Source organism: Kocuria oxytropis (assembly GCF_040981195.1).
Classification (GTDB): Bacteria; Actinomycetota; Actinomycetes; order Actinomycetales; family Micrococcaceae; genus Kocuria; species Kocuria oxytropis.
In genome coordinates this window covers 88,984-112,110 of record NZ_JAVFXA010000003.1, presented here as the reverse complement: position 1 = coordinate 112,110, position 23,127 = coordinate 88,984, and the positions used below count along the sequence as shown (strand labels likewise).

The following is a 23,127-nucleotide window of genomic DNA, read 5'->3' as shown; positions in this document are numbered from 1 at the left end:
GCCGCTTCCCGTCCGGTCTCCCGCCCCGGGCAGGCTCGGCCCCATGAGAGTCGCCGTGGTCGCCGAACAGTTCCTCCCCCACCTCAACGGGGTCACCCACTCGGTGCTGCGGGTCGTCGAGCAGCTGGCCGCCGGGGGCCACGACGTCGTCGTCGTGGCGCCGTCCTACGACCCCGCGCCCCTCGGGCGCCTCACGGAGGACGTGGTCGAGGACCTGGACGGGGTGCCGGTGCACCGGCTGCCCGCCGTTCCCCTCACCGGCTATCCGGCCGTGCGCGTGGCCGGGGGGACCGTGGCCCGGGTGCGACGGCAGCTGGAGCGCTTCCGCCCCGACGTGGTCCACGTGGCCTCCCCGTTCGTGCTGGGGCGCCGGGCCATCGTGGCGGCCCAGCAGCTCGGTGTGCCGTGCGTGGCGGTCTACCAGACCGACGTGCCCGGCTACGCCGCCACCTACGGCGCACCCTTCCTCGAGCAGCTCCTGTGGGGGCACGTGCGCGCCATGCACAACCTCGCGACGCTCACGCTCGCGCCCTCGACCTCGGCCGTCCGGCAGCTCACCGAGCACGGCGTGCGGGACGTGCACCTGTGGCGGCGCGGGGTGGACACCGTCCGGTTCTCCCCGCGGCACCGGGACGAGCGGTGGCGGCAGGAGGTCGCCGGCGGCCGCAGGATCGTCGGCTACGTGGGCCGGATCGCCCCGGAGAAGCAGGTCGAGGACCTCGCCGCGGTCGCGGACCTGCCCGGCACGCAGCTCGTGGTGGTGGGCTCCGGCCCGGAGGAGGACGCCCTGCGCCGCCGGCTCCCGCAGGCCCACTTCACGGGGCGGCGCAGCGGCGCCGATCTCGCCCGGATCATGGCCTCCCTGGACGTGTTCGTCCACCCCGGCGAGTTCGAGACCTTCTGCCAGACGATCCAGGAGGCCATGGCCTCGGGCGTGCCGGTGGTCGCGACCGGCCGGGGCGGACCCCTGGACCTCGTGGACCGGTCCCGCACGGGCTGGCTCTATCCCCCGGGCGATCTCGGGGCGCTGCGGGGGCACGTGGCCGACCTGCTGGGCGACGAGGCGAAGCGGGCCGCGTTCGGCGCGGCCGCGCACGCGGCGGTCCAGGGCCGGACGTGGGACGTGCTGGTGGGACAGCTGCTGGAGCACTACGAGCGGGCGGTGGAGCTGCCGGTCCGGGGACGCGGCCCGCGCGGCCGCCGGGCCGCCTGAGGGCTACCGCCGGCCGGGGGACGCGTCCAGCACGGGCGCGCCGGTGCCCGCGTACCGCTCCGGCTCCACGGTCAGCACGGTCAGTCCGTGCACCACGGCCGTGGCCGCGGTGAGACCGGCGAGCGGGTCGGCCGTGCCCGCCGCGGTCAGCCCCGCCCAGGCCCGGGCCACGGCGGCGTCCACCGGCAGCACCCGTCCGGGGAAGCGCAGCTCGAGCTGCTCCGCCCACTGCGTCTCGTCGGGCCGTTCCGCGAGCAGCTCGCCGAGCACCGTGGCCGGCAGGAACAGCCGCCGGTGGCCCTGCCGGCGCAGCACCCCGGCCAGTCCGGGGCAGCGTTCCGGCGTGCGCACGCCGAGCAGCACGGAGCGGTCCAGGAGCAGGTCCACGACGGGGCCCTCAGGCCGCGGCGGCGAGCTCCCCGCGGGCCGGAGCCAGCAGGAAGTCCACGAACTCGGTGCGGGTCTGCACCACCCGGGCGTAGTCCTCGATGCTCATGGCGGAGGCGCTGATGGCGGGGACGCCGCCGGCCGGAGCCCTCCCGGCGGGGTCGCCGGCGCCCGGGACGCCGCGGACCGGGCCGGCGGGGGCGGGGTCCCCCGTGGCCGGGACGGAGCGGGGGTGCGCGCCCGGCCGGGCGGTGCTGACAGGGGTGCGGGAGTCGGACATGACCGTGATCCTTCGTGCGCTCTTGCTCGCACCGGTCACCGCCGCGGCGGTGGTGCGAGCCGCTTCGTCATCCGAACCACCCGTGAACATGGGGTTGGTGCCCGGTCAAGTCGGAGCTTGCCGACCGGGTCTCTTGAAGCTGGTGCCATTCAACCACATCGGCGGTGCCGCGGGGCGCACCGGACCGCACGGCGGGCCGGCGTCCCGGGTCCCGCCCGCCGTGCGGCGGTCTTCCCCGGGGCGTCACCGCCACGACACCTCGGCGACACATCCCTGCGCTGGAATGGTCCCGGAACACCGGCGACGGACCCGAGGACGGACCCAGCATGACGATTTCGTGACACAACTCACGGTCCGCTTTCCCCGGTGTCGGAGCCGCGGGGTAGCCTGGATCTGCTTCTCGAGATGCGGCGTCCGCGTGCTCGGCCGGGAATCGATGATCCCCGGCGGGCTCGCGGAGAGGCTCCGACCCGCTGCGCGCCAACCCGATGTTCCCGGGTGGATCGGATGACGAAGCGGCGGGCAACGCCATCGGATGCCTGCAAGAACGTCAGGAGAAAACATGACCATGTCCGAAGAAAGAACAGCCATCACCACCGACCAGCGCGAGGAGTGGATCGACGTGACCGTCACCGCCCTCCCCGATCTGCACCTCGTCCGTCTCACGTCGACCGACGGGGACGTGCAGGAGTACCTGAGCCCGGAGGCCGACGATCTCGCCGCCGCGGCGGAGCACACCGAGGGAACCGCGCAATGGTGCGCCAAGTACCGCCAGCTCCTCGTCCCGGGAGCCCTCGCGGCGACCGGACGGCACCCGTTCTTCAAGCTCCACCCCTCGACCCTCCCGCTGTCGGCGTAGCCGGCGGGCAGGACACGAGGAAGGCCGCAGCCCGTCGGGCTGCGGCCTTCCTCGTGCGCGGCCTCCGGGTCCGGCTCCGGCGCCGCCCTCCACCCGGAGGCACGACGGCAGGAACGTCCACGGTCGACTGCGCCGGGTCGTCCGCGCCAGGCCGGGCCGTCCGGGCCGGGCCGTCCGTGCCGAGCGCAACGGGCCGGGGACGACGGGCCGGGGACGACGGCAGGGACGACAGAACCGCCGCCGGGCAGAGCCCGGCGGCGGTTCTCGAGGATCGGCGGGCCGAGGCCCGCGACGGATCCCTAGGAGATGACGTTGATGTTCGCGGCCTGGGGGCCCTTGGGGCCGTCCTGGGTCTCGAACTCGACGCGGTCGTTCTCGTTCAGCGAGCGGAAGCCGTTCGAGTTGATCGCGGAGAAGTGGGCGAAGACGTCCTTGGAGCCGTCCTCGGGGGTGATGAAGCCGAAGCCCTTGTCAGCGTTGAACCACTTGACGATACCGGTAGTCATGGGAGACCTGATCCTTCATGAGATGAACGTTTCCCGACGTTCGAGAAACACGACAGTTGCGATGCATGGAAAACGTCTTCTCAGAAAAACTGCTGCACCCGAGTGGGCCGAACTGCTTGAAAGACAAAAACGAACCTCAACAACTGCGAACCACTCTACACGAGATGCCCCACCACGCCAGCCGGGGCACCCGGCTCAGCCCGCCAGCAGCGCGTCGGCGACCTCGCGCACCCGCGCCCGCTCCTGCGGGTCGGGGGCGAAGACGTCCGCGGCGTCGGCGAACCACACGCCGTCGGCCAGCAGGCGCACGGCCAGCAGCCGGGCGCGGCGCTCGACCGGCAGGTCCTCGGGCAGGTCCACCCACGGGGCGATCCGCTCCACCCAGTGCTTCTTGAGGGTGGCCCGCAGCCGCTGGTCGGTGAGCATCACGAGGTCGGTCTCGTCGACCTCACCGGACAGGCACCAGTCCAGGTAGGCCCGCACGCGCTCCTCGGCGGGCACCTGCTCCGGCGGGGCGGACAGGCGGCGTGACATCTCCGCGTCCCAGCCGTCGAGGACCCGGTCCACGAGGGCGAGCATGAGCGCCTCCTTGGTCCGGAAGTGGTACATCACCCCCGGCTTGCTCAGCCCGACCCGGCGCGCGGCCGACTCCAGGGAGACGGTGCCGCCGCTGCGCACGAGCTCGAGGGCGCCGTCCAGGATGCGGTCTCGGGTGGAGGAGTTCATGCCCAGACTTTACCAACCGGAAGGTTGGTGACACCATGTGACGCAGGCCGGCGCCCCGTCGCGGCGCGACGCCGGCCCGCCGCGGGGACGACGACGTCCTGCTCCCGCCCGGTCCGCCCGGACCGGCGTGCGGGAGACCCCACGAGACCGGACCACCCTTCCAGGAGGACCCGACATGACCGCTGCCCCGTCCACGACCGCCCCCGAGAGCGACGATCCGCCGGGCGCGCGGACCCGCCCGAAGGTCAACCGGGCCGTCTTCGCCGGCTCGGGCGTGAGCATCGTCCTGTTCTCCCTCTGGGCGATCCTCGCCCCCGAGCAGGCCTCCACCGTCATCAACGCCGTGGTGGGCTGGATCGCCGGCAACATGGGCTGGTTCTACGTGCTCACCGCCGCCGTGGTGCTCGTCTTCGTGGTCGTCGTCGCGGTCTCCCGCGAGGGCACCATCAAGATGGGCCCGGACCACTCCAAGCCGCAGTACAACCTGTTCACCTGGACCGCGATGCTCTTCGCGGCCGGGATCGGCATCGACCTGCTGTTCTTCTCCGTGGCCGAGCCCGTCACCCAGTACTACGGCCCGCCGGCCGGGGACGGCGGCACCCTCGAGGCCACCCGCATGGCCGTGGTGTGGACCCTGTTCCACTACGGCGTGATCGGCTGGGCGATGTACGCCCTGATGGGCATGGCCTTCGGCTACTTCGCCTACCGCTGGAACATGCCCCTGAGCATCCGCTCGGCCCTCTACCCGCTGATCGGCCGGCGCGTGCAGGGCCGGGCCGGGGACGCGGTGGACATCGCCGCGCTGCTGGGCACGATCTTCGGCGTGGCCACCTCCCTGGGCATCGGCGTGGTCCAGCTCAACTACGGGCTGTTCCTGCTCTTCGGCATCGAGGAGGGCGTCGCCGCCCAGACCGCGCTGATCGCCGTGGCCGTGGTCATGGCCACCGCCTCGTGCGTCTCGGGCGTGGACAAGGGCATCCGCCGGCTCTCCGAGCTCAACGTCCTGATGGCCGTGGCGCTCGTCGTGTGGGTGCTGGTCGCCGGGCGCACGTCCTTCCTGCTCGACGCCACCGTGCAGAACCTCGGCGACTACGTGGCGGAGCTGCCCGGGATGGCCCTGGACACCTTCGCCTACACCGGCGCGGCGGACTGGATGGCCGGGTGGACCCTGTTCTTCTGGGCCTGGTGGATCGCCTGGGCGCCCTTCGTGGGGCTGTTCCTGGCCCGGATCTCCCGCGGCCGCACCCTGCGCGAGTTCGTGGTCGCGACCCTGACCGTGCCCTTCGTGTTCATCCTGATCCTGGTCTCGGTCTTCGGCAACAGCGCCCTGGCCATCGTCACCGGCGGCGACGACGCCTTCGGGCAGGCCGCCATGAACACCCCCGAGCGCGCCTTCTACTCCCTGCTGGAGCAGTACCCGGGCGCACCCCTGCTCATCGGCCTCGCGACCCTGTCCGGGCTGCTGTTCTACGTCACCAGCGCCGACTCCGGGGCCCTCGTGATGTCCACGTTCACCTCGACCATCCAGGACCCCACCCAGGACGGGCCCAAGTGGCTGCGCGTGTTCTGGGCGGCGGCCACCGGCCTGCTGACCCTGGCGATGCTGCTCGTGGGCGGGGTGCCCACCCTGCAGAGCGCCACGCTGATCATCGGCCTGCCCTTCTCGATCGTGATGTACCTGGTGATGATCGGGTTCTGGAAGGCCCTGCGCGCCGAGCGCTCCCAGCGCGAGGGCCGCAGCGCCACCCGCCGCTCCGTGACGGCCTCCCGCACCCCGGGCGCCGACAGCCAGTGGCGGCGCCGGCTCACCCGCATCGGCTCCTTCCCCGGCCCCCGGGCGGTGCGCCGCTACGAGGAGCAGGTGCTGGCCCCGGCCCTGGCCGAGGTCGTCGAGGAGTTCCGCGCCCTGGGCCACGACGCCGAGCTGACCAGCTCGGAGGTCGGTCTCCAGGAGCTGTCGGAGTACACGCTGACCGTGCCCATGGGCGCCGACCGGGACTTCTGCTACCAGGTCTACCCCGTGGCCACCCCGGTCCCCGCCTTCGGCGGGTTCCGCACCAACCCCGACTCCGACCTCTACTACCGCCTGGAGGTCTTCAACGAGACCGGCTCGCAGGGCACCGACGTCATGGACTGGAACCGCGAGCAGCTCATCAACGACGTCCTCGACAACTGGGAGGCGCACCTCGCCTTCCTGAGCATCCACACCGGCCCGTCCATGATCCAGGACGGCGCCGAGGGCCACCCCGACTGGTCCACCGACATCCACGACGTGCCGACGGGGCAGACCCCCGCGGTGACGAAGGAGGCACAGCCGTGACCGAGACACTCTTCATCGACGGACGCTGGGAGGCCGCCGCGGCCGGCGGCACCCGCACCATCGTCTGCCCCGCCGACGGCACGGAGGTCGCCACGGTCTCCGAGGCCACCGCCGAGGACACCGAGCGCGCCATCGCCGCGGCCCGCCGCGCCTTCGACGACGGCCGCTGGTCCTCCGTGCCCGCCCCGCGGCGCGGCGACCTGCTGCTGGCGGTGGCCGCGAGGCTGCGCGAGCGCAAGGACGAGTTCGCCCGCGCCGAGTCCCTGGACACCGGCAAGCGCCTGGTCGAGTCCGGGATCGACATGGACGACATCGCCGCGTGCTTCGACTGGTTCGGCAAGAACGCCGCCGAGCACGCCGGCCGCGTGGTCGACGCCGGGGACCCCGTCGTGGTCTCCCGGGTGGTGACCGAGCCGGTGGGGGTGTGCGGGATGATCACCCCCTGGAACTACCCGCTGCTGCAGGCCGCGTGGAAGATCGCCCCGGCGATCGCCGCCGGCTGCACGTTCGTGCTCAAGCCCGCCGAGCTCACCCCGCACACGGCGGTCCTCATGATGGACGTCCTGCAGGAGGTCGGCCTGCCCGACGGCGTGGCCAACCTGGTCACCGGCGCCGGCGCCGAGGCCGGGGCCCCGCTCGCGAGCCACCCGGACGTGGACCTCGTCTCCTTCACCGGCGGCGTGGTCACCGGCCGGGCGATCGCCGCCGCGGCCGCCCCGACCGTGAAGAAGGTCGCCCTGGAGCTGGGCGGGAAGAACCCCAACGTGGTCTTCGCCGACGCCGACTTCGACGCCGCCGTGGACAACGCCCTCAACGGCGCGTTCGTGCACTCCGGTCAGGTGTGCTCCGCCGGGGCGCGGCTGGTGGTCGAGGAGTCGATCGCCGAGCGCTTCGTCGACGAGCTCGTCCGCCGCGCCGAGCGGATCCGGCTCGGCGGCCCGTTCGACGAGCAGGCCGGGACCGGTGCGCTGATCTCCGCCGCCCAGCGGGAGAAGGTCCACGCCTACGTGGAGCGCGCCCGCGAGCAGGGCGCCCGCGTCCGCTGCGGCGGGCAGTTCGCCACCGGCGCCTCCGCCGACGGCTCGCTGGAGCTCGAGCGCGGCTACTTCTACCTCCCCACCGTGATCGACCGGTGCACCCGGGACATGGACTGCGTGCACGACGAGGCCTTCGGCCCCACCGTCACGGTCGAGACCTTCCGTACCGAGGACGAGGCCGTCGCGATCGGCAACGACACGATCTACGGCCTCGCCGGTGCGGTGTGGACGTCCGACGCCGGGCGCGCCCAGCGGGTCGCCGGCCGGCTGCGCCACGGCACGATCTGGATCAACGACTTCCACCCCTACCTGCCGCAGGCCGAGTGGGGCGGTATGAAGCAGTCGGGCTTCGGCCGCGAGCTCGGCCCCACCGGCCTGGGCGAGTACCAGGAGCTCAAGCACGTCTACCAGAACACCGCCCCGGCCGTGACCGGCTGGTTCCCCGAGCACTGAGCCGCGCCCGCGCGTCGTCGTCGTCCTCCGGTCCCCGGAACGGCACGACGACGGCGCCGCGCAGGCCGCTCGCACACCCGACGACTTCCGCATCGCGACTTCCGCATCACCGACGTCCAGGAGGAGACACCATGACCGTCCCCAGCCCCACGCCTTCGCCCGCCGCTCCGCAGGAGTTCGACTACGTCGTGGTCGGCGGCGGCTCCGCCGGAGCCGTCGTCGCCGCCCGGCTGTCCGAGGACCCGTCCGTGACCGTCGGGCTGATCGAGGCCGGCCCGCACGACCGTGGCGTCGACGAGGTGCTGACGCTGAACCGCTGGATGGAGCTGCTGGAGTCCGGCTACGACTGGGACTACCCGATCGAGGAGCAGGAGAACGGCAACTCGTTCATGCGCATGGCCCGGGCCAAGGTGCTGGGCGGGTGCTCCTCCCACAACTCGTGCATCGCGTTCTGGGCCCCGGCCGAGGACCTCGACGAGTGGGAGCAGGTCCACGGCGCCGAGGGCTGGAACGCCGAGACCGCCTTCCGCCTCTACCGCAAGCTCGAGACCAACGACGCCGAGGGCGACCACCACGGCCACGAGGGCCCCGTGCACCTGATGCAGGTCCCGGACGACGACCCGTGCGGGGTGGCCGTGCTCGAGGCCTGCGAGCAGTCCGGCATCCCGCGCACCCCGTTCAACACCGGCCGGACCGTGCGCAACGGCGCGAACTTCTTCCAGATCAACCGCCGGGCCGACGGCACCCGCTCCTCGTCCTCGGTGTCCTACCTGCACCCGGCCGCCGACCGGGAGAACCTCACGGTCCTGCACTCCACGCAGGCCGAGCGCGTGGTCGTCGAGGACGGCCGGGCCGTGGGCGTGCAGGTCGTGGACAACGCCTTCGGCGCCTCCCGCACCGTGCGCGCCCGCCGCGAGGTCGTCGTCTCCGCCGGGGCGATCGACACCCCGAAGCTGCTGATGCTCTCCGGCATCGGCCCCGCCGAGCACCTGCGCGAGGTCGGCGTGGACGTGCTCGTGGACTCCCCCGGCGTCGGCTCCCACCTGCAGGACCACCCCGAGGGCGTGCTCCAGTGGGAGGCGAGGCAGCCCATGGTCACCGAGTCCACCCAGTGGTGGGAGGCCGGGATCTTCACCCAGGTGGACCCGGGCACCGACCGGCCGGACCTGATGATGCACTACGGCTCGGTCAACTTCGACATGCACACCTACCGGCAGGGCTACCCCACCGCGGACAACGTCTTCTGCCTCACCCCGAACGTCACCCACGCCCGGTCCCGCGGGACCGTGCGGCTGCGCTCCCGGGACTTCCGGGACAAGCCGAAGGTGGACCCGCGGTACTTCACCGACCCCGAGGGCTACGACCTGCGCATCATGACCGCCGGGATCCGGCGCGCCCGCGAGATCGTGGCGCAGCCGGCGCTGGCCGAGTGGGCCGGGACGGAGCTGTTCCCGGGGAAGGACGTGCAGACCGACGAGGAGATCGCCGACTACGTCCGGCGCACCCACAACACCGTCTACCACCCGGCCGGGTCCTGCCGGATGGGTCCGGTGGACGACGACATGTCCCCGCTCGATCCGCAGCTGCGGGTCAAGGGGGTCGCGGGCCTGCGCGTGGCCGACGCCTCGGTGATGCCGGAGCTGACCACGGTGAACCCCAACATCACGGTGTACATGATCGGCGAGCGCGCCGCGGAGCTGATCGCCGGGGACGCCGGGGACCGGGCGGCCGCCGGAGTCCGGGCGGCCGCGCCGACGGCGTAGCCGCGGACCGGGCCGCACGCCGTGCGGCCGACGGCAACGGGCCCCGGGTCGGACGACCCGGGGCCCGTTGCCGTCCCCGGCCGGGAGCCGCTCAGCTCATGAGCTTGTCCACCAGGGCCTGGGCGAACTCGGGCGTGACGTCCCCGTAGTTGAGCGAGAAGTCCTCGTCCACCTTGGCCGGCAGCATCCCGGAGCACAGCACGGCGGCGCGGGCGTAGAGCCCGGCCAGCTCCGCTCCGATGGGCACGGACAGCAGCTCCAGCTCGGGGTCGTAGGAGACGATCGGCACCCCGGCCTGCCGGGCCGCGAAGTGCTTGCCGATGCCCGAGGCCACGAACCGGGCGTGGCCGGACTCGACGTCGGCCGGGGTGCGGAACGCGTACCGGGTCCGGTGGTGGTGGTTGATCCGGTACAGCCCCGGCCGGTTCCGGTCCTCGGTGTGCTCCCACGTGGCGTCCTCGGGCACGAAGCGCTCGGCCACCCCGTTGTACTGCATCTCCGCGCGCCGCAGCCGCTGCTCGACCTCGGACAGCGGGGGCAGCGTCTCCAGCATCGCGGGCCCGGCGTCGAAGACCACGTCGCACAGCCCCGCCGGCAGCGCCTCCTGCAGCGTCCCCAGGTCCACGTCCTGCAGCAGGGTGGTCCCGTGGTCCTCGGGGGAGAGCACCACCACGGACGCGTCCTGCGCCGCGGCCGCCTCCGCCACCACGGCCTCCTTCTCCGGGGTCCAGCCGCCGGTCAGGAGCACGGAGCCGTCCACGAGCTGGGTGAGGGCGGGCCCGCAGACCTGCCAGCGCCGCACGGTCCAGTGCTCGTCGCGGACCACCTCGAGGAAGCCGAGGGCCTGCAGGTGGCCCACGAACCACTCCTCGAAGCGCTCGGAGTCCTCGAGCTGGCGGGCCACGATGGACAGGCTCGAGCGCTTGCCGCCGCCCAGGAAGGTGAGGGCGTCCCGGAACGGCGCCCAGGAGGTGGGGTACTCCCCCTCGTCCGGGCCGATGAAGCGCAGCGCCTCCACGGAGCCGGTGGAGGTGAGCGCGGACGGCTTGGTGAGCCGGCCGGGGTAGCGCTTCTGCAGCCCGCACTGGGCGCACTGCCCGAAGATCCACGGGGCCTTGGCCTTGGGCTCCATGGCGGGCAGCACGATGCGGTGCCGGCCGGTGCTCAGGCAGGAGCGGCCCTCGGGCTCGGGCAGCGCGTTGGTGCGCTCGAGCAGCAGCTGCCCCTCGGAGGAGTGCCAGCCGGGGGCGCCGGGGACCTCGTGGTCCCCGGCGGCCTCGCGGGGCGGCAGGTTGTCGAAGGCGCCCTGCACGTACCGCTCGGGCAGCTCCGCCACGACACCGGCCGTGACGGGCCACAGCGGCTCCTCCTCGACGTGCACCATCTCGCCCTCGTAGCCGAGGGAGCGCTGGGTCAGGTGGAAGGACGAGTCCCGCAGCTTGAACTCGCGGCGCTGCCGGACCGTGCGGCCCGCCTTGAGGACCAGGGTGTAGTCGTTGGGCTTGAGGGTCCGGTCCGCACGGGCCATCGGGGTGCCGTGCAGCGAGATCTGGAACGGCGGCACGCGCCCCTCCACGAGCTTCGCCTTCTCGAGCTTGAACGAGTGCGGGTTGCGCCACTCGCACTCCACGGTCAGGGGCGCGTCCGTGTCCGAGGTGATGGTCACCTGCGGGGGCCGCAGCGCGGACCAGCGCACCACGTCCCCGGGGATCCGCAGACCCCCGGAGAGGGTCACGGCCGGGACCAGGCGGGGCACCAGGCCCGAGAAGTTGTCGTTGGCGGTGAGCTCCGGGTTGCCCGCGCGCAGCACCTGCACGTCGTCGAACATCACCCAGCCCTCGGCGAGGCCGTGGGTGCCGGCCTCCACGAAGCGGTAGTCCGGGGAGGCGGAGTCGTCGAGGATCCGCTTGATCTGGGCGATCCACTCGGGCTCGTCCCGGACCATGATCCGGCACGGCCAGGCCGCCGGGATGTGGTCCACGGAGATGAAGGTGTCCGAGAAGCCGTCCTTGGCGAAGATCACGACCGGGCGCGGGTTGCGCTCGAAGCGCACGTCCCCGGCGCTGAGCTGCAGGGTCCCGCCCAGGAGCGTCCCGGGGTCCATCCGCGCGGTGTAGGCGGAGACCCCCACGAAGGCGTCCCCGATGAAGGACAGGAACACGGTGCGGGGCCCGGCCGTGGTCTCGAGCTCCACCTCCCGGCCGGAGAGGAAGCGCTTGGGCACCACGAAGCCGAGCTCGAACACGGGGTTGCCCACGTAGTCGGTGCTGTCGGTCAGGGACAGCGAGCAGGACTTGACGGCGCTGCGGCCCGGTCCCCGCCCGTTGGCGCGGACCTCGGCGCGGGCCTGCTCCCGGGACTGCTCCCAGACGGCCAGCTCCGCCAGGGCGATCTCCAGGCCGGGCTCGCGGGTCAGGGGGTTCGCCCAGACCTGCTTCATGGCCTTGGAGGCCTTCGTCTCGGCCATGTCCAGCCAGAAGTCGAGGTAGACCCCGAGTTCGGCGGCGGACAGGCCCTGGGCGGTGGTCATCCCCAGGTCCTCGAACATGCGGTGCAGCTGGCGCCGCTCGGCCTCGCCGAACATCGTCTGGGACAGCGCAAGCCCGACCGGCCGCTGGTTCACCGCGTACGCCGTGGGCAGGCCGATCTCGCCGTTGCGCAGCTCGAGCCAGTAGCGCAGCGCGTCCCAGTACGCCTCGGTGTCCTTCTTGAAGGAGGACTCGAGGGCCTTGGCGTTCTCCGGGCCGGCCTGCAGCAGCACCGCCAGCGGCAGGAAGAACGTGGAGACGGACTTGTTGCCCGTCCGCGCGGCCAGGGTGGACATGTGCCGTCCGGCGAGCGCGAACAGCGCCAGGAGGGCGACGACGGGCGGCGGCGGGATCTCGGCGATGGAGTCGAGGCTGCGGCGGGTGGCGCGGTACCACTGGCCGTTGAGCCGGTTGAACACGTCGAACACCGAGCGCCGCCCGTCCTCGGTCACGAGCAGCGGGCTCACCGAGTCGGCGAGCGCCCGCAGGGTGGAGGGACCGTCGAGGCCGCGCTCCTCGCCGATCGCGGCGAGCGTCTTGTCGTCCAGGTCGAGGTAGATCAGCTCCCCCGCCCGCTCCGGCCCGAAGAAGGCCGCGCAGACGGCGTCGTTCCACCGGAGGTAGGCGAGCTCCTCGGCACTGTCGGCAATGGCATGGTCTCCGAGGCGGAGCCCAGCAGTGTCGGGCACGAGTCCTCCGTCCGCGGCCGCACGTGGGGCCGCTGTCGATGAGTCGAGGGGTCCCGTCGATTATAGGAGGGCCGCGGGGCCCCTCCGCACGCGCGGCGTCCGGCGCCCCGGACCGATACGGTGGGACGATGCACTCCCCTCCCGGCCCGCTCGTGGACTCCCGGCGGCTCGTGGCCGCCTCCGGGCCCGCCGTCTTCCGGCGCGGCCAGGAGTACTTCCGCACCGGGCGCGTGCGCACCGTGCGGTGGTCGCCGGGGGCCGAGGGGGCCGGCAGCCTCACCGCGGAGGTCGAGGGCTCCGGGGCGGTGTACTCGGTGACCGTGCACGTCGGCTCCGGCGGGGCCACGGGGCCCGCGTGGTGCACCTGCCCGGCCGGGGGCTTCTGCAAGCACGCCGTCGCCGCGGTGCTGCGCCACAACTTCGAGACGGCGGTCCGCGCCCACCAGCAGGGCGGCTCCGCGGTGGCGGCGCCCCCGGCCGCCGCGCGGTCCTCCCGGGCGGCCGCACGGCAGGGCGGCGCCCCCGACTGGAAGGACGCCCTGACCGAGATCCTGGGCGGGACGGATCCCGCCGACCCGCCCCCGGAGGAGCCCGAGGGGGTGGCCCTCGAGTTCGACCTGCGGCGGGAGCCGTACCGGTACGTGCACGGCACGGGCCGCGCGGGCTCGCCCTGGCACCTGTACGTGCGCCCGGTGCGCCGGGGCCGGCGGGGCGGGTGGATCAAGGGCGGGCTGGACTGGGAGAGCGTCACCGCGGACGCCGGCCGGTGGTCGCTGAGCCCCGCCCAGGTGGACTGGTTCGACGAGCTCCGGGCGCTCAGCGCCACCCGCTCCCCGTACGCGGTGCACGACCGGCACTGGATCCGGCTCGACTCCTACGCCTCCCCCCTGCTGTGGGGCATCCTCGCCCGGGCGGAGTCCGCCGGGATCACCCTGGTGGGCCGTGAGCACGGGCTGCCCGTGACGGTCGAGGAGCCGGGGCGCTTCCACGTGGACGTGCTGCGCGGTCCCGGCGAGGACCTCGAGCTGCGGCCCACGGTGGACAGCGGCGGCCGCAGGATCGCCCTGGGCACCGCCCGGATCATCGGCGACCCCGGGCACGGGCTGTTCGCCCCGGACGGGGACCCGCAGGCCGTCGCCGACACCGAGGACCTCAACGCCTTCCCGCTGCGGCTCGTGCCCCTCGCCACCCGGCTGACCCGCGAGCAGCGGCGCTTCCTGGACACCGCCGGCGGGCTGCGGATCCCCGAGGACGAGGTCGAGGAGTTCTTCGACCGCTTCTTCCCGCGGCTGCACCGCAGCATGGACGTGGCCACCGGGGACGGCTCCATCGAGCTGCCGCAGGTCGCGGACCCCGAGCTGGTGCTCACCCTGGAGCACCAGGAGCTCACGATCCGCGCCCGCTGGGAGTGGGAGTACCAGAAGGGCCGGGACCGGGTCCTGCTGCCCTTCCGCCCCGAGGACCCGCTCGCCGACGAGCCCGTGCACCGCGAGTCCTCCTGGGAGACCGCGGTCACCGCCGCGGTGCGCCACCGGGCCCCGGGGGTGGACTTCCGCCGCTCGAGCTACGTGGCCCAGGACGCCCTGGTGCTCGTGCGCGAGTGGCTGCCCGCCCTCGAGAAGGTCCCCGACCTGCGGATCGAGCACACCGGCGGGCCGCGGGCCTACCAGCAGATCGCCGACCCGCCCACGATCACGGTGAGCACCGCCGCCACGGAGCGCCGGGACTGGTTCGACCTGGGGGTCACGGTCAAGGTGGGCGAGTTCTACATCTCCTTCGCCGACGTCTTCCGGGCCCTCGACCTCGGCCAGGACGTGATGCTGGCCCCGGACGGCTCCTGGTTCTCGCTGGACCGCCCCGAGTTCGACCGGCTGCGCGAGCTCATCGCCGAGGCCCGCTCGCTGCAGGAGAGCCCCGAGGGGCCGCTGCGCATCCACCGGCACCAGGCCGGGCTGTGGCAGGACCTCGAGGACGTGGCGACGGACACGGACCAGGCCGAGGCCTGGCGGGAGGGCGTGCGCTCCCTGCTCGAGCTCGACACCCTCAGCACGCCCCCCGTGCCCGCGACCCTGCACGCCGAGCTGCGCCCGTACCAGCGGGACGGCTACTCGTGGCTCAGCGTGCTGTGGGACCACGGCCTGGGCGGGATCCTGGCCGACGACATGGGCCTGGGCAAGACCGTGCAGGCGATCGCCCTGATCTGCCGCGCCGTCGAGCGCGACCCGGGCCTCCCGCCGTTCCTCGTGGTCGCCCCGACGTCGGTGGTGCCCAACTGGACGGCGGAGATCCGCCGCTTCGCCCCGTCCCTGCCGGTCGTGGGCGTGACCGACACCCAGGCGAAGGCCGGCACCGAGCTGGCGGACGCCGCCGCGGGCGCCCGCGTGGTGGTGACCTCCTACACGCTGCTGCGCCTGGACGAGACCGCCTACCGGGGGATCGCCTGGGCGGGGGTGCTCCTCGACGAGGCCCAGTTCGTGAAGAACCCCCGGACCAAGGCGCACCGGGCCGTGAAGGAGCTCGACGCCCCGTTCAAGCTCGCGATCACGGGCACCCCCCTCGAGAACAGCCTCGTGGAGCTGTGGGCGCTGCTGTCCCTGACCGCGCCCGGGCTGTTCCCGTCCCGGCGGAAGTTCACGGAGACCTACCAGCGCCCCATCGAGCGGGGGGAGGACGCCGCCGCGCTCGCCCGGCTGCGCCGCCGCGTCAAGCCGCTCATGCTCCGCCGCACGAAGGAGTCCGTGGACCTCGAGCTGCCGCCCAAGCTCGAGCAGACCATCGAGGTGGAGCTCTCCCCCGCCCACCGCAGGATCTACGACACGCGCCTGCAGCGGGAGCGGCAGAAGGTCCTCGGCCTGCTCCGTGACCTCGACCGCAACCGCTTCACCATCTTCCAGTCCCTGACCACCCTGCGCCTGCTCAGCCTGGACGCCTCCCTCGTGGACCCCGCCGCGGACGTCTCCTCGAGCAAGCTCGACCTGCTCTTCGAGCACCTGCCCGAGATCGTGGCCGAGGGCCACCGGCCCCTGGTGTTCAGCCAGTTCACCAGCTTCCTCAAGAAGGCCGCGGCGCGCCTGGACGAGCTGCGCATCCCCTACGCCTACCTCGACGGCTCGACGACGGACCGGGCCCGGGTGCTCGAGCGGTTCACGTCCGGCGAGGTGCCCGTGTTCCTGGTGAGCCTCAAGGCGGGCGGCTTCGGGCTCAACCTCACCCAGGCCGACTACTGCTTCCTCCTGGACCCGTGGTGGAACCCGGCCACCGAGGAGCAGGCCGTGGACCGCACCCACCGGATCGGCCAGCAGAAGAAGGTGATGGTCTACCGGCTCGTGGCCCGGGACACGATCGAGGAGAAGGTCATGGAGCTCAAGGAGCGCAAGGCCAAGCTGTTCACCGCGGTCCTGGACGACGACAGGATGTTCTCCAGCGCGCTCACCGCCGAGGACATCCGGGGCCTGCTCATGCCCTGACCTGCGGGTTCGCCCTGCGGCGCCTGCCGGATCCGTCACATTCCCCCGCACGCGCGGGAACGGGCGGGCACCGACTAGCATCGGAGGTGCGCGGTGTGGTGCGGCGGTGTGGTGCCGGACGACGGCGCAGCCCCCTCGGCCCGGGCGCCTTCCCCGAGCCGGTCCGACGACCCGACCGGAGGACCCTCCATGCCTCACGCCGTGGCGGGACTCCCAGCCTTCGTGCAGCGCTACGGCCCCCTGCTCCATGCGATGGCCGACCGCGGGATGACCCGCGGCCAGGTGCGGATGCGCTTCCAGCTGCTCTTCCCGGAGGAGTCGACCGCCCTGCTGGACGCGGCGATCGCGCACCTGGGCCAGCGCTTCCCGCAGGACGCCTCGGCCCCGGTGATCGACGACGGGGCGGTCGCCGCCGGCGTGTGGCTCGTCATGGCCCAGCACCTGGGCCTGCCCCCGGCCCCGGACTACGCGGCGCTGCACCTGAGCTCGGAGCTGGTCCGCGACGTCACCGGCCTCCTCTCGGCGTCGGACGCCGACGGCTCCCTGACCCGCCGGACCCTGGGACTGATCGGGGCGGCCCAGCGGCACTGCGCCGAGGAGTCCGCGTGCCGCCCGCTCAGCGCGCACAGCTACGAGATCGCGCGGCTCGGGCTGTGCACCGAGTCCGACTTCCTCTGCGTGCTCGCCCACCACTGGCCCGTGCCCGAGCGCACCGTGGCCCAGCGCCTGGGCGGCGGCCGGTGGGACGCGGCGCTCCAGCGGATCGGGCTGCGGGCCGGGGCCGAGCCCGCCCTGGAGCACGCCTTCACGGAGGAGGAGTACGCCACGGCGGTCACGGCGTTCCTCTCCCACTGCCGCCGCGCCGGCCACCACCCCACCACGGCCCGCTACGGCCGGTGGGTCGTGGAGCAGGAGGCGGACAGCACCCGCCGGCCCTACTTCGACGGCGTCCGCCGGTTCTTCGGCTCCTGGGAGGAGGCCATGCGCTTCGCCTCCGCCCGTCAACCGGCCGGGCAGGCCCCGGGGGACGGCTTCGCCGACACGAGGACCTGGTCCGACCTCGCCACGCCGGAGGCCCAGGAGATGCTGGGCCGGGCCGGCATCGGCGTGGTCGTCCCGGACGCGGCCACCCCGGCGGCCGGCGAGGACGTGTGGGAGGACCTGCGCCGGCTCATCGCCACCGTGCTCGCCCGGCTGCCGTGGAACGACTTCCTCGTGGTGGAGTACGAGCGCGACGACGACCGGTCGGAGGCCCCCGTGGCGTGGGCCGGGGTCGGCCCGCACGGCGTGGAGTGCGCCGTGCTCTCCGGCGGGCAGCTCGAGAGCGCGGCCTGGCCGGTGGACGCCACCTTCTTCCACGAGGACGAGTGGAACGAGCCCGCCGGCCGCGACCAGCCGTGGACCACGGCCCCGCTGGGCTTCCCGGAGGCGGCGCAGAAGCTCGTCGAGGGCCTGCGCTTCGGCTGGGGCTGCTCCGACCCGTACCGCTTCCACTGGGGCGTGGGGTCCTTCCCGGCGGAGACCCGCGACGAGGCCTCGGTCATCGCCCCCGACCGCCGCCGCTGGAGCAGCCCCTCGGCCCCGGACACCGTCGACTCCTGACGCCCCCGATCCATATCCCGGACCGGGTCAGTCATGCGGGATCGATATTTATCCCGCGCCCCGGAGCGCCCTAGGCTGGCACGGTCCGCCCTTCCTCCGTCCGGGAGCACTCCATGAGCCGTCACGCGCCGAGCACCGCCGGGCCCGCCGAGCGCTCCGGCCGCGGGCTGCGGCGGGACTGGTCCGCGTCGGCGACCCTCGCGGGCCTGGTGGCCGTGGTCGTCTCCTACTCGGGCCCCGTGCTCGTGGTGCTCGAGGCCGCCCGGGCGGGCGGGCTCGGCCCGGAGCTCACCTCCTCCTGGCTGTGGGCCATCTCGGTCGGCTCCGGCATCACGTGCGCGGTCATGAGCGTGTGGACCCGCCAGCCCGTCATGGTCGCGTGGTCCATCCCGGGGGCCGCGCTGCTGATCACCTCGCTCGGCAACTACTCCTTCTCGGACGCCGTGGGCGCCTATGTGGTCACCGGCGTCCTGGGCCTGGTCCTGGGCGCCACCGGGCTGATCGGCCGGATCCTCGCCGCGGTGCCCCAGCCCATCACCGCCGCCGTCCTGGCGGGGGTCCTCTTCCCCTTCTCCATCAAGGTGGCCGCCGCCGTCGTCGAGAACCCGTGGGTGGCCGGCGCCCTCGTCCTCGGCTACCTCCTGGGCCGGCGCTTCCTGCCCCGCTACGCGGTCTTCGCCGCCCTGGCCCTGGGGGTGCTGACGGCTCTGCTCCGGGGCCGGATCGAGCCCGTGGCCCTGGACCTCGCCCTGACACAGCCGGTGCTGACGGCGCCCACGTTCTCGTGGGACGCGATCGCCGGGATCAGCATCCCCCTGCTGATCGTGACCGCGGCCGGGCAGAACGCCCCCGGCCTGGCGATGATGCACACCGCCGGCTACGCCGCGCGGGACCGCCTGCTGCTCGGCGCCTCGGGCGTCGCCTCGGTCGCCCTCGCCCCCTTCGGCAGCCACGCCCTCAACCTCGCCGCGGTCACCGCGGGCATCGCGACCAGCCCCGAGTCCCACCCGGACCTCGACCGGCGCTACGTGGCCGGTGTCTCGTGCGGCGTCTTCTACGTCCTCTTCGGCCTGTTCGCGGACACCATCGTGGCCGCGTTCTCCGCGATCCCCCCGGGGATGATCACCGCCCTCGCCGGCGTGGCCCTGCTGGGCGCGCTGCAGGGCTCCTTCTTCGACAGCATGCACCCGGGCCGGCACCAGCCGGCGGTCATCGAGGCGGCGCTCATCACCCTGGTGGTCACGGTCTCCGGGATCGCCCCCTACGGCATCGTCTCCCCCTTCTGGGGCATGCTCGCGGGCATCGGGGCGTACGCGATCCTGCGGCGGCCCGGGGCGGCCCGCGCCCGCTGAGCCGGCCCGGGCTTCGGCGCACCGAATCCGGGTGCTCCGCCCGCGCGTCTACACTCGTCGGGACACGACAGGGGGTGCCGCTGCCGGGCGCCCGGCGCCCGTGCCCACGGGCCGGCGGGACCCCCGGACCACACCGCTCCCCCGGTCGGACCCCGCGCACCCCGTGCCGCCCGGGCCCGAGGAAGGCCCCATGACACCCGACGCCGAGTCCCCCGCCTCGCAGCAGGACACCCACCACCCGGACCGCCCCGAGCGCGGGCAGATCCGCCGCTGGCGCAAGTACCTCGCGGAGGAGCGCGCGGAGGCGCGGATCTACCGCCTCCTCGCCGCCCGCAGCACCGGCCGGGAGCAGGAGATCCTGCACCAGGTCGCCGAGGCCGAGCAGCGCCACGCCGAGCACTGGGTGCGGTTGCTCGGCCCCCACGCCGGGACCGAGGCCCGCCCGTCCCTGTACTCGCGGTTGCTGATCTTCCTCGCCACGCACTTCGGCTCCGTCTTCGTGCTGGCCCTGCTCCAGCGCGCCGAGAGCCGCTCCCCCTACGAGCGCGAGCAGGACGCCTCCGACGCCATGGCCGCGGACGAGGCCGTGCACGAGGAGATCATCCGCGCGCTCGCCACGGAGGGCCGGCACAAGCTCTCCGGCAACTTCCGGGCGGCGGTCTTCGGCGCCAACGACGGCCTCGTGTCCAACCTCGCCCTGGTCATGGGCGTGGGCGCCACCGGGACCTCCCCGGGGATGGTGCTCTTCGCCGGGATCGCAGGGCTGCTCGCGGGCGCACTGTCCATGGGGGCCGGCGAGTTCGTCTCCGTGCGCTCGCAGCGCGAGCTGCTCGACGCCTCCCAGCCCACCCAGGTGACGCTGCACGTGGCACCGAACCTGGACCTGGACGCCAACGAGCTCGTGCTGATCTACCGGGCACGGGGCATGAGCGAGGAGGCCGCCGAGCACCGGGCCGCGGAGCGGCTGGGCTTCTTCGAGTGCGACTGCGACCCCTCCCGCTCGTTCCAGGACGGTGTCGAGGACGACCCCGCCCCGCACTCCACCATGGCGCTGGGCACGGACCTGGGGGCGGCGGCGTCCAGCTTCTGCTTCTTCGCCTCCGGCGCGGTCATCCCGATCCTGCCGTACCTCGTGGGTCTCACCGGGATCCCCGCGATGGTCGTGGCCCTCGCCCTGGTGGGGATCGCCCTGCTGGTCACCGGAGGCCTCGTGGGCCTGCTCTCCGGGGCCTCCCCCTGGAAGCGCGGCCTGCGCCAGCTGGCGATCGGCTACGGCGCCGCCCTGGCCACCTACCTCCTCGGGCTGCTGTTCAACACCAGCGTCGCCTGATCCGGCCTCCGGGCTCACCTCACCCCGGTTGTCCTCACTTCCGGGGACAACTGGGGCGCCGGCCGCACCGGCCGGGAACCGACCCGGGGACGAAACGCCTGGTCAGAGCCGGTTTTCCGGCCTCCGCACCGCCCCGCGTGCGGTGCGGAAGAGCCGCGGGAGCGCTGCGGCGGGACGCCCGTGCGGCGCCGCCGGAATTCGTGCGGGCAAACCTGGTGCGCACCCGGCACCGCGTCGGATAAGGTGACGATCGTGGTGATAACCACAGCAATGGGGGAAATTGCACGGATCGGACCGATTCGGACGCACTGGGGGGTGCACCGTCTGCGGCATCCGTGTTCTGAAAGCCGCTCAGCCCACGGCTCTCCTCTGTTGAGGCGTGCAACGCCTGCCGATGGCCGCGGGTCCTCCATGGGAGGCGCATCTCTCCCCGCGCCGGGCGGACTCCTACCGCCCGTTCCCGCGGCCATCGGTCTACACCGCGGCTCCTCCTCCCCGGCCGCCCCGCACGGACCGCCGTGCCGGCCTTCTGCCCGCTGGGGCTAGGATCGTAGGGCCGCGCCCGCTCCCTCCCGGGACCGCAGCGCGCGGCGCACCCGTCACCAGCGCCGAGGAGCCCGCCCATGTCCGCCCAGGGGACCGTCGAACACGTCCTGACCGTCCACTGCCCCGAGGCCCACGGGCTCGTCAGTGCCATCACCTCGAACCTGACGCAGCAGGGCTGCGACATCTTCGACGTCAAGCACTTCTCGGACCGCTTCACCGACGAGTTCTTCATCCGCTGCCACACCGTCAGCGAGGCCGGCACGGCCACCGTGGAGTCCCTCACCGAGGGCTTCGCACCGGTGGCGGAGCAGCACGACATGCGCTTCCGGATGGTCTCCGTGCAGCGCCGGACCCGGGTGCTCGTGATGGTCTCCCGGGTCTCCCACTGCCTCACGGACCTGCTGCACCGCACCCGGATCGGCGAGCTGCCCATCGAGATCGTGGCCGTGGTCTCCAACCACCTCGACCACAGGAGCCTGGTGGAGTGGCACGGGATCCCCTTCCACCACATCCCGGTCACGGCCGGGACCAAGCCGCAGGCCGAGGGCCGGCTGCTGGACCTCGTGGACCGCTACGACGTGGAGCTGGTCGTACTGGCCCGCTACATGCAGGTGCTCTCCGACGAGCTGACCCGCGAGCTCTCGGGGCGCTGCATCAACATCCACCACTCGTTCCTGCCCTCGTTCAAGGGCGCCAAGCCGTACCACCAGGCCTACGCCCGGGGCGTGAAGATGGTGGGGGCCACGGCCCACTACGTGACGGCGGACCTCGACGAGGGCCCGATCATCGCCCAGCGGGTGATGCCCGTGGACCATGCCCACACCCCGGCGGACCTCGTGGCCGTGGGCCGCGACGCCGAGATGCAGGCCCTGTCCCGCGCCGTGAAGTGGCACGCCGAGGGCCGGGTGGTGCTCTCCGGCAACCGGACCATCGTCCTGGTCTGATCCGCGGGCGCGGCTCAGCGCCCGCCCGCCGGCGCCGGCCAGGCGCCGGCCCCGAGCGGCTCCACCCGGACGGCGGCGCCGGTCTCGAGCGAGAGCTGGGCGGCGTCGGCCACCCGTGACGCCGCCACCGCGTCGCGGGCCGTGCAGGGACTCGGGATCTCCCCGCGCACCACTCGCACGAACGCGGCCATCTCGCGGCGGTAGGCCTCGGCGAAGCGCTCGTGGAAGGTGGTGTGGGGCGGCCCGGCCGGGAAGTCCGCACCGGGCTCGGCCGAGCGCATGGCCAGGTGGTCGTCCAGGCCCACGGCCACGGAGCCCTTCGAGCCCTGCAGCTCGAGCCGCACGTCGTGGCCCGCACCGTTGTAGCGCGTCGCGGAGACGGTGGCCAGCGTGCCGTCGTCGAGGCTCAGCACCGCGAGCGCGGTGTCGACGTCGCCGACCTCGCCGATCCGCGGGTCCCCGGTGTTGGACCCCCGGGCGTACACCTCCACGACCTCGCGGCCCGTGATCCACCGGAGCACGTCGACGTCGTGCACGGAGCAGTCCCGGAACAGCCCGCCCGAGGTCGCGAGGAACTCGACCGGCGGCGGGGTCATGTCGGCGGTCACCGCGCGCACCACGTGCAGCCGGCCCAGCTCCCCCGCGGTGTACATCTGCCGGGCCCGGACGTATCCGGGGTCGAAGCGGCGCTGGTGCCCGATCTGCACCACGCCCTGGCCGCGCTCGATCTCCTCCAGCAGGGGCAGCGCCTCGGCCACGGACAGGGCCACGGGCTTCTCGCAGAAGACCGGCAGCCCGGCTTCGAGCCCGGCCCGGATCAGCTCCGGGTGGGTGGCCGTGCCGGTCGCGATCACGAGGCCCTCCACCCCGGCGTCGAGCAGCGCCCGGAGCGTGGGGCGCGTGCTCGCCCCCGTGCGGGCGGCCACGGCCGCCGCCTGGTCGGGCACGGCGTCGGTGATGCTCAGCCGCACCGCGGGCTCGCCCTCGGGCGTGCGCAGGGCGGCGAGGTTCGCGGCGTGCATCGCGCCGATGCGCCCGGCGCCGATCAGTCCGATCCGGAGGCTCATGTCAGGGTTTCCTTTCGCCGGGCGAGGGTGCGGCACCGGTCCCGGGCACGGCACTGCG

Annotated in this window: 16 protein-coding genes and 1 riboswitch; of the genes, 10 read left to right on the top strand and 6 right to left on the bottom strand. The window is 73.4% G+C overall.

The window, feature by feature from the left end; all coding sequences use genetic code 11:
- Positions 1-43: 43 nt before the first annotated feature.
- Positions 44-1,213, top strand: a complete 1,170-nt coding sequence (locus QYM41_RS04460; RefSeq protein ID WP_368798537.1) for a glycosyltransferase family 4 protein — start codon at positions 44-46, stop codon at positions 1,211-1,213.
- A gap of 3 nt (positions 1,214-1,216) precedes the next feature.
- On the opposite strand, the gene QYM41_RS04455 is transcribed toward QYM41_RS04460, so the two are convergent.
- The gene (locus tag QYM41_RS04455) at positions 1,217-1,600 is read right to left on the bottom strand and encodes a PIN domain-containing protein (protein WP_368798536.1); all 384 of its coding nucleotides are present in this window, start codon (positions 1,598-1,600) and stop codon (positions 1,217-1,219) included.
- Between the two features lie 10 nt (positions 1,601-1,610).
- The gene (locus tag QYM41_RS04450) at positions 1,611-1,880 is read right to left on the bottom strand and encodes a hypothetical protein (protein ID WP_368798535.1); all 270 of its coding nucleotides are present in this window, start codon (positions 1,878-1,880) and stop codon (positions 1,611-1,613) included.
- Positions 1,881-1,893: 13 nt separating this feature from the next.
- Positions 1,894-2,019, bottom strand: a riboswitch (SAM riboswitch).
- Positions 2,020-2,442: 423 nt separating this feature from the next.
- Between QYM41_RS04450 and QYM41_RS04445 the strand changes: the two genes are divergently transcribed.
- Complete coding sequence (locus tag QYM41_RS04445; RefSeq protein WP_298586670.1) at positions 2,443-2,739, top strand: hypothetical protein; 297 nt, start codon at positions 2,443-2,445, stop codon at positions 2,737-2,739.
- A 299-nt stretch (positions 2,740-3,038) separates the two neighbouring features.
- Here the strand turns inward: QYM41_RS04445 and cspE are convergent, their stop codons facing one another.
- Positions 3,039-3,245, bottom strand: a complete 207-nt coding sequence (cspE, locus tag QYM41_RS04440) for a transcription antiterminator/RNA stability regulator CspE (RefSeq protein ID WP_017832155.1) — start codon at positions 3,243-3,245, stop codon at positions 3,039-3,041.
- Positions 3,246-3,440: 195 nt separating this feature from the next.
- Positions 3,441-3,971, bottom strand: coding sequence for a TetR/AcrR family transcriptional regulator (locus QYM41_RS04435; protein WP_368798534.1), 531 nt, complete (start codon positions 3,969-3,971; stop codon positions 3,441-3,443).
- A 175-nt stretch (positions 3,972-4,146) separates the two neighbouring features.
- On the opposite strand from QYM41_RS04435, the gene betT reads away from it, so the two are divergent.
- The 3 genes from betT to QYM41_RS04420 all read left to right on the top strand — a co-directional run bounded on the left by betT (position 4,147) and on the right by QYM41_RS04420 (position 9,544).
- Entirely contained in the window at positions 4,147-6,291 is a 2,145-nt protein-coding gene (betT, locus tag QYM41_RS04430; RefSeq protein WP_368798533.1) for a choline BCCT transporter BetT, read from the top strand.
- Positions 6,288-7,781, top strand: coding sequence for an aldehyde dehydrogenase family protein (locus tag QYM41_RS04425; protein WP_368798532.1), 1,494 nt, complete (start codon positions 6,288-6,290; stop codon positions 7,779-7,781). The genes betT and QYM41_RS04425 overlap by 4 nt, the downstream gene beginning before the upstream one ends.
- 131 nt (positions 7,782-7,912) lie before the next feature.
- The gene (locus QYM41_RS04420) at positions 7,913-9,544 is read left to right on the top strand and encodes a GMC family oxidoreductase (protein WP_368798531.1); all 1,632 of its coding nucleotides are present in this window, start codon (positions 7,913-7,915) and stop codon (positions 9,542-9,544) included.
- A 91-nt stretch (positions 9,545-9,635) separates the two neighbouring features.
- Here the strand turns inward: QYM41_RS04420 and QYM41_RS04415 are convergent, their stop codons facing one another.
- Positions 9,636-12,761: a hypothetical protein gene (locus tag QYM41_RS04415; RefSeq protein ID WP_368798530.1), complete on the bottom strand. Its 3,126-nt coding sequence runs from the start codon at positions 12,759-12,761 to the stop codon at positions 9,636-9,638.
- A 128-nt stretch (positions 12,762-12,889) separates the two neighbouring features.
- Between QYM41_RS04415 and QYM41_RS04410 the strand changes: the two genes are divergently transcribed.
- The 5 genes from QYM41_RS04410 to purU all read left to right on the top strand — a co-directional run bounded on the left by QYM41_RS04410 (position 12,890) and on the right by purU (position 22,002).
- Positions 12,890-16,228, top strand: a complete 3,339-nt coding sequence (locus QYM41_RS04410) for a DEAD/DEAH box helicase (RefSeq protein ID WP_368798529.1) — start codon at positions 12,890-12,892, stop codon at positions 16,226-16,228.
- A 189-nt stretch (positions 16,229-16,417) separates the two neighbouring features.
- Positions 16,418-17,830 carry a TY-Chap domain-containing protein gene (locus QYM41_RS04405; protein WP_368798528.1) on the top strand — a complete coding sequence of 471 codons (1,413 nt, stop codon included), beginning with the start codon at positions 16,418-16,420 and terminating at the stop codon, positions 17,828-17,830.
- Between the two features lie 113 nt (positions 17,831-17,943).
- Positions 17,944-19,182: a benzoate/H(+) symporter BenE family transporter gene (locus QYM41_RS04400; RefSeq protein WP_368798527.1), complete on the top strand. Its 1,239-nt coding sequence runs from the start codon at positions 17,944-17,946 to the stop codon at positions 19,180-19,182.
- A 190-nt stretch (positions 19,183-19,372) separates the two neighbouring features.
- The gene (locus tag QYM41_RS04395; RefSeq protein WP_368798526.1) at positions 19,373-20,512 is read left to right on the top strand and encodes a VIT1/CCC1 transporter family protein; all 1,140 of its coding nucleotides are present in this window, start codon (positions 19,373-19,375) and stop codon (positions 20,510-20,512) included.
- A 623-nt stretch (positions 20,513-21,135) separates the two neighbouring features.
- Positions 21,136-22,002: a formyltetrahydrofolate deformylase gene (gene purU, locus QYM41_RS04390; protein ID WP_368798525.1), complete on the top strand. Its 867-nt coding sequence runs from the start codon at positions 21,136-21,138 to the stop codon at positions 22,000-22,002.
- Positions 22,003-22,016: 14 nt separating this feature from the next.
- Here purU and QYM41_RS04385 read toward each other — a convergent pair whose 3' ends face one another.
- Positions 22,017-23,069: a Gfo/Idh/MocA family protein gene (locus tag QYM41_RS04385; protein ID WP_368798524.1), complete on the bottom strand. Its 1,053-nt coding sequence runs from the start codon at positions 23,067-23,069 to the stop codon at positions 22,017-22,019.
- Positions 23,070-23,127: the final 58 nt, after the last annotated feature.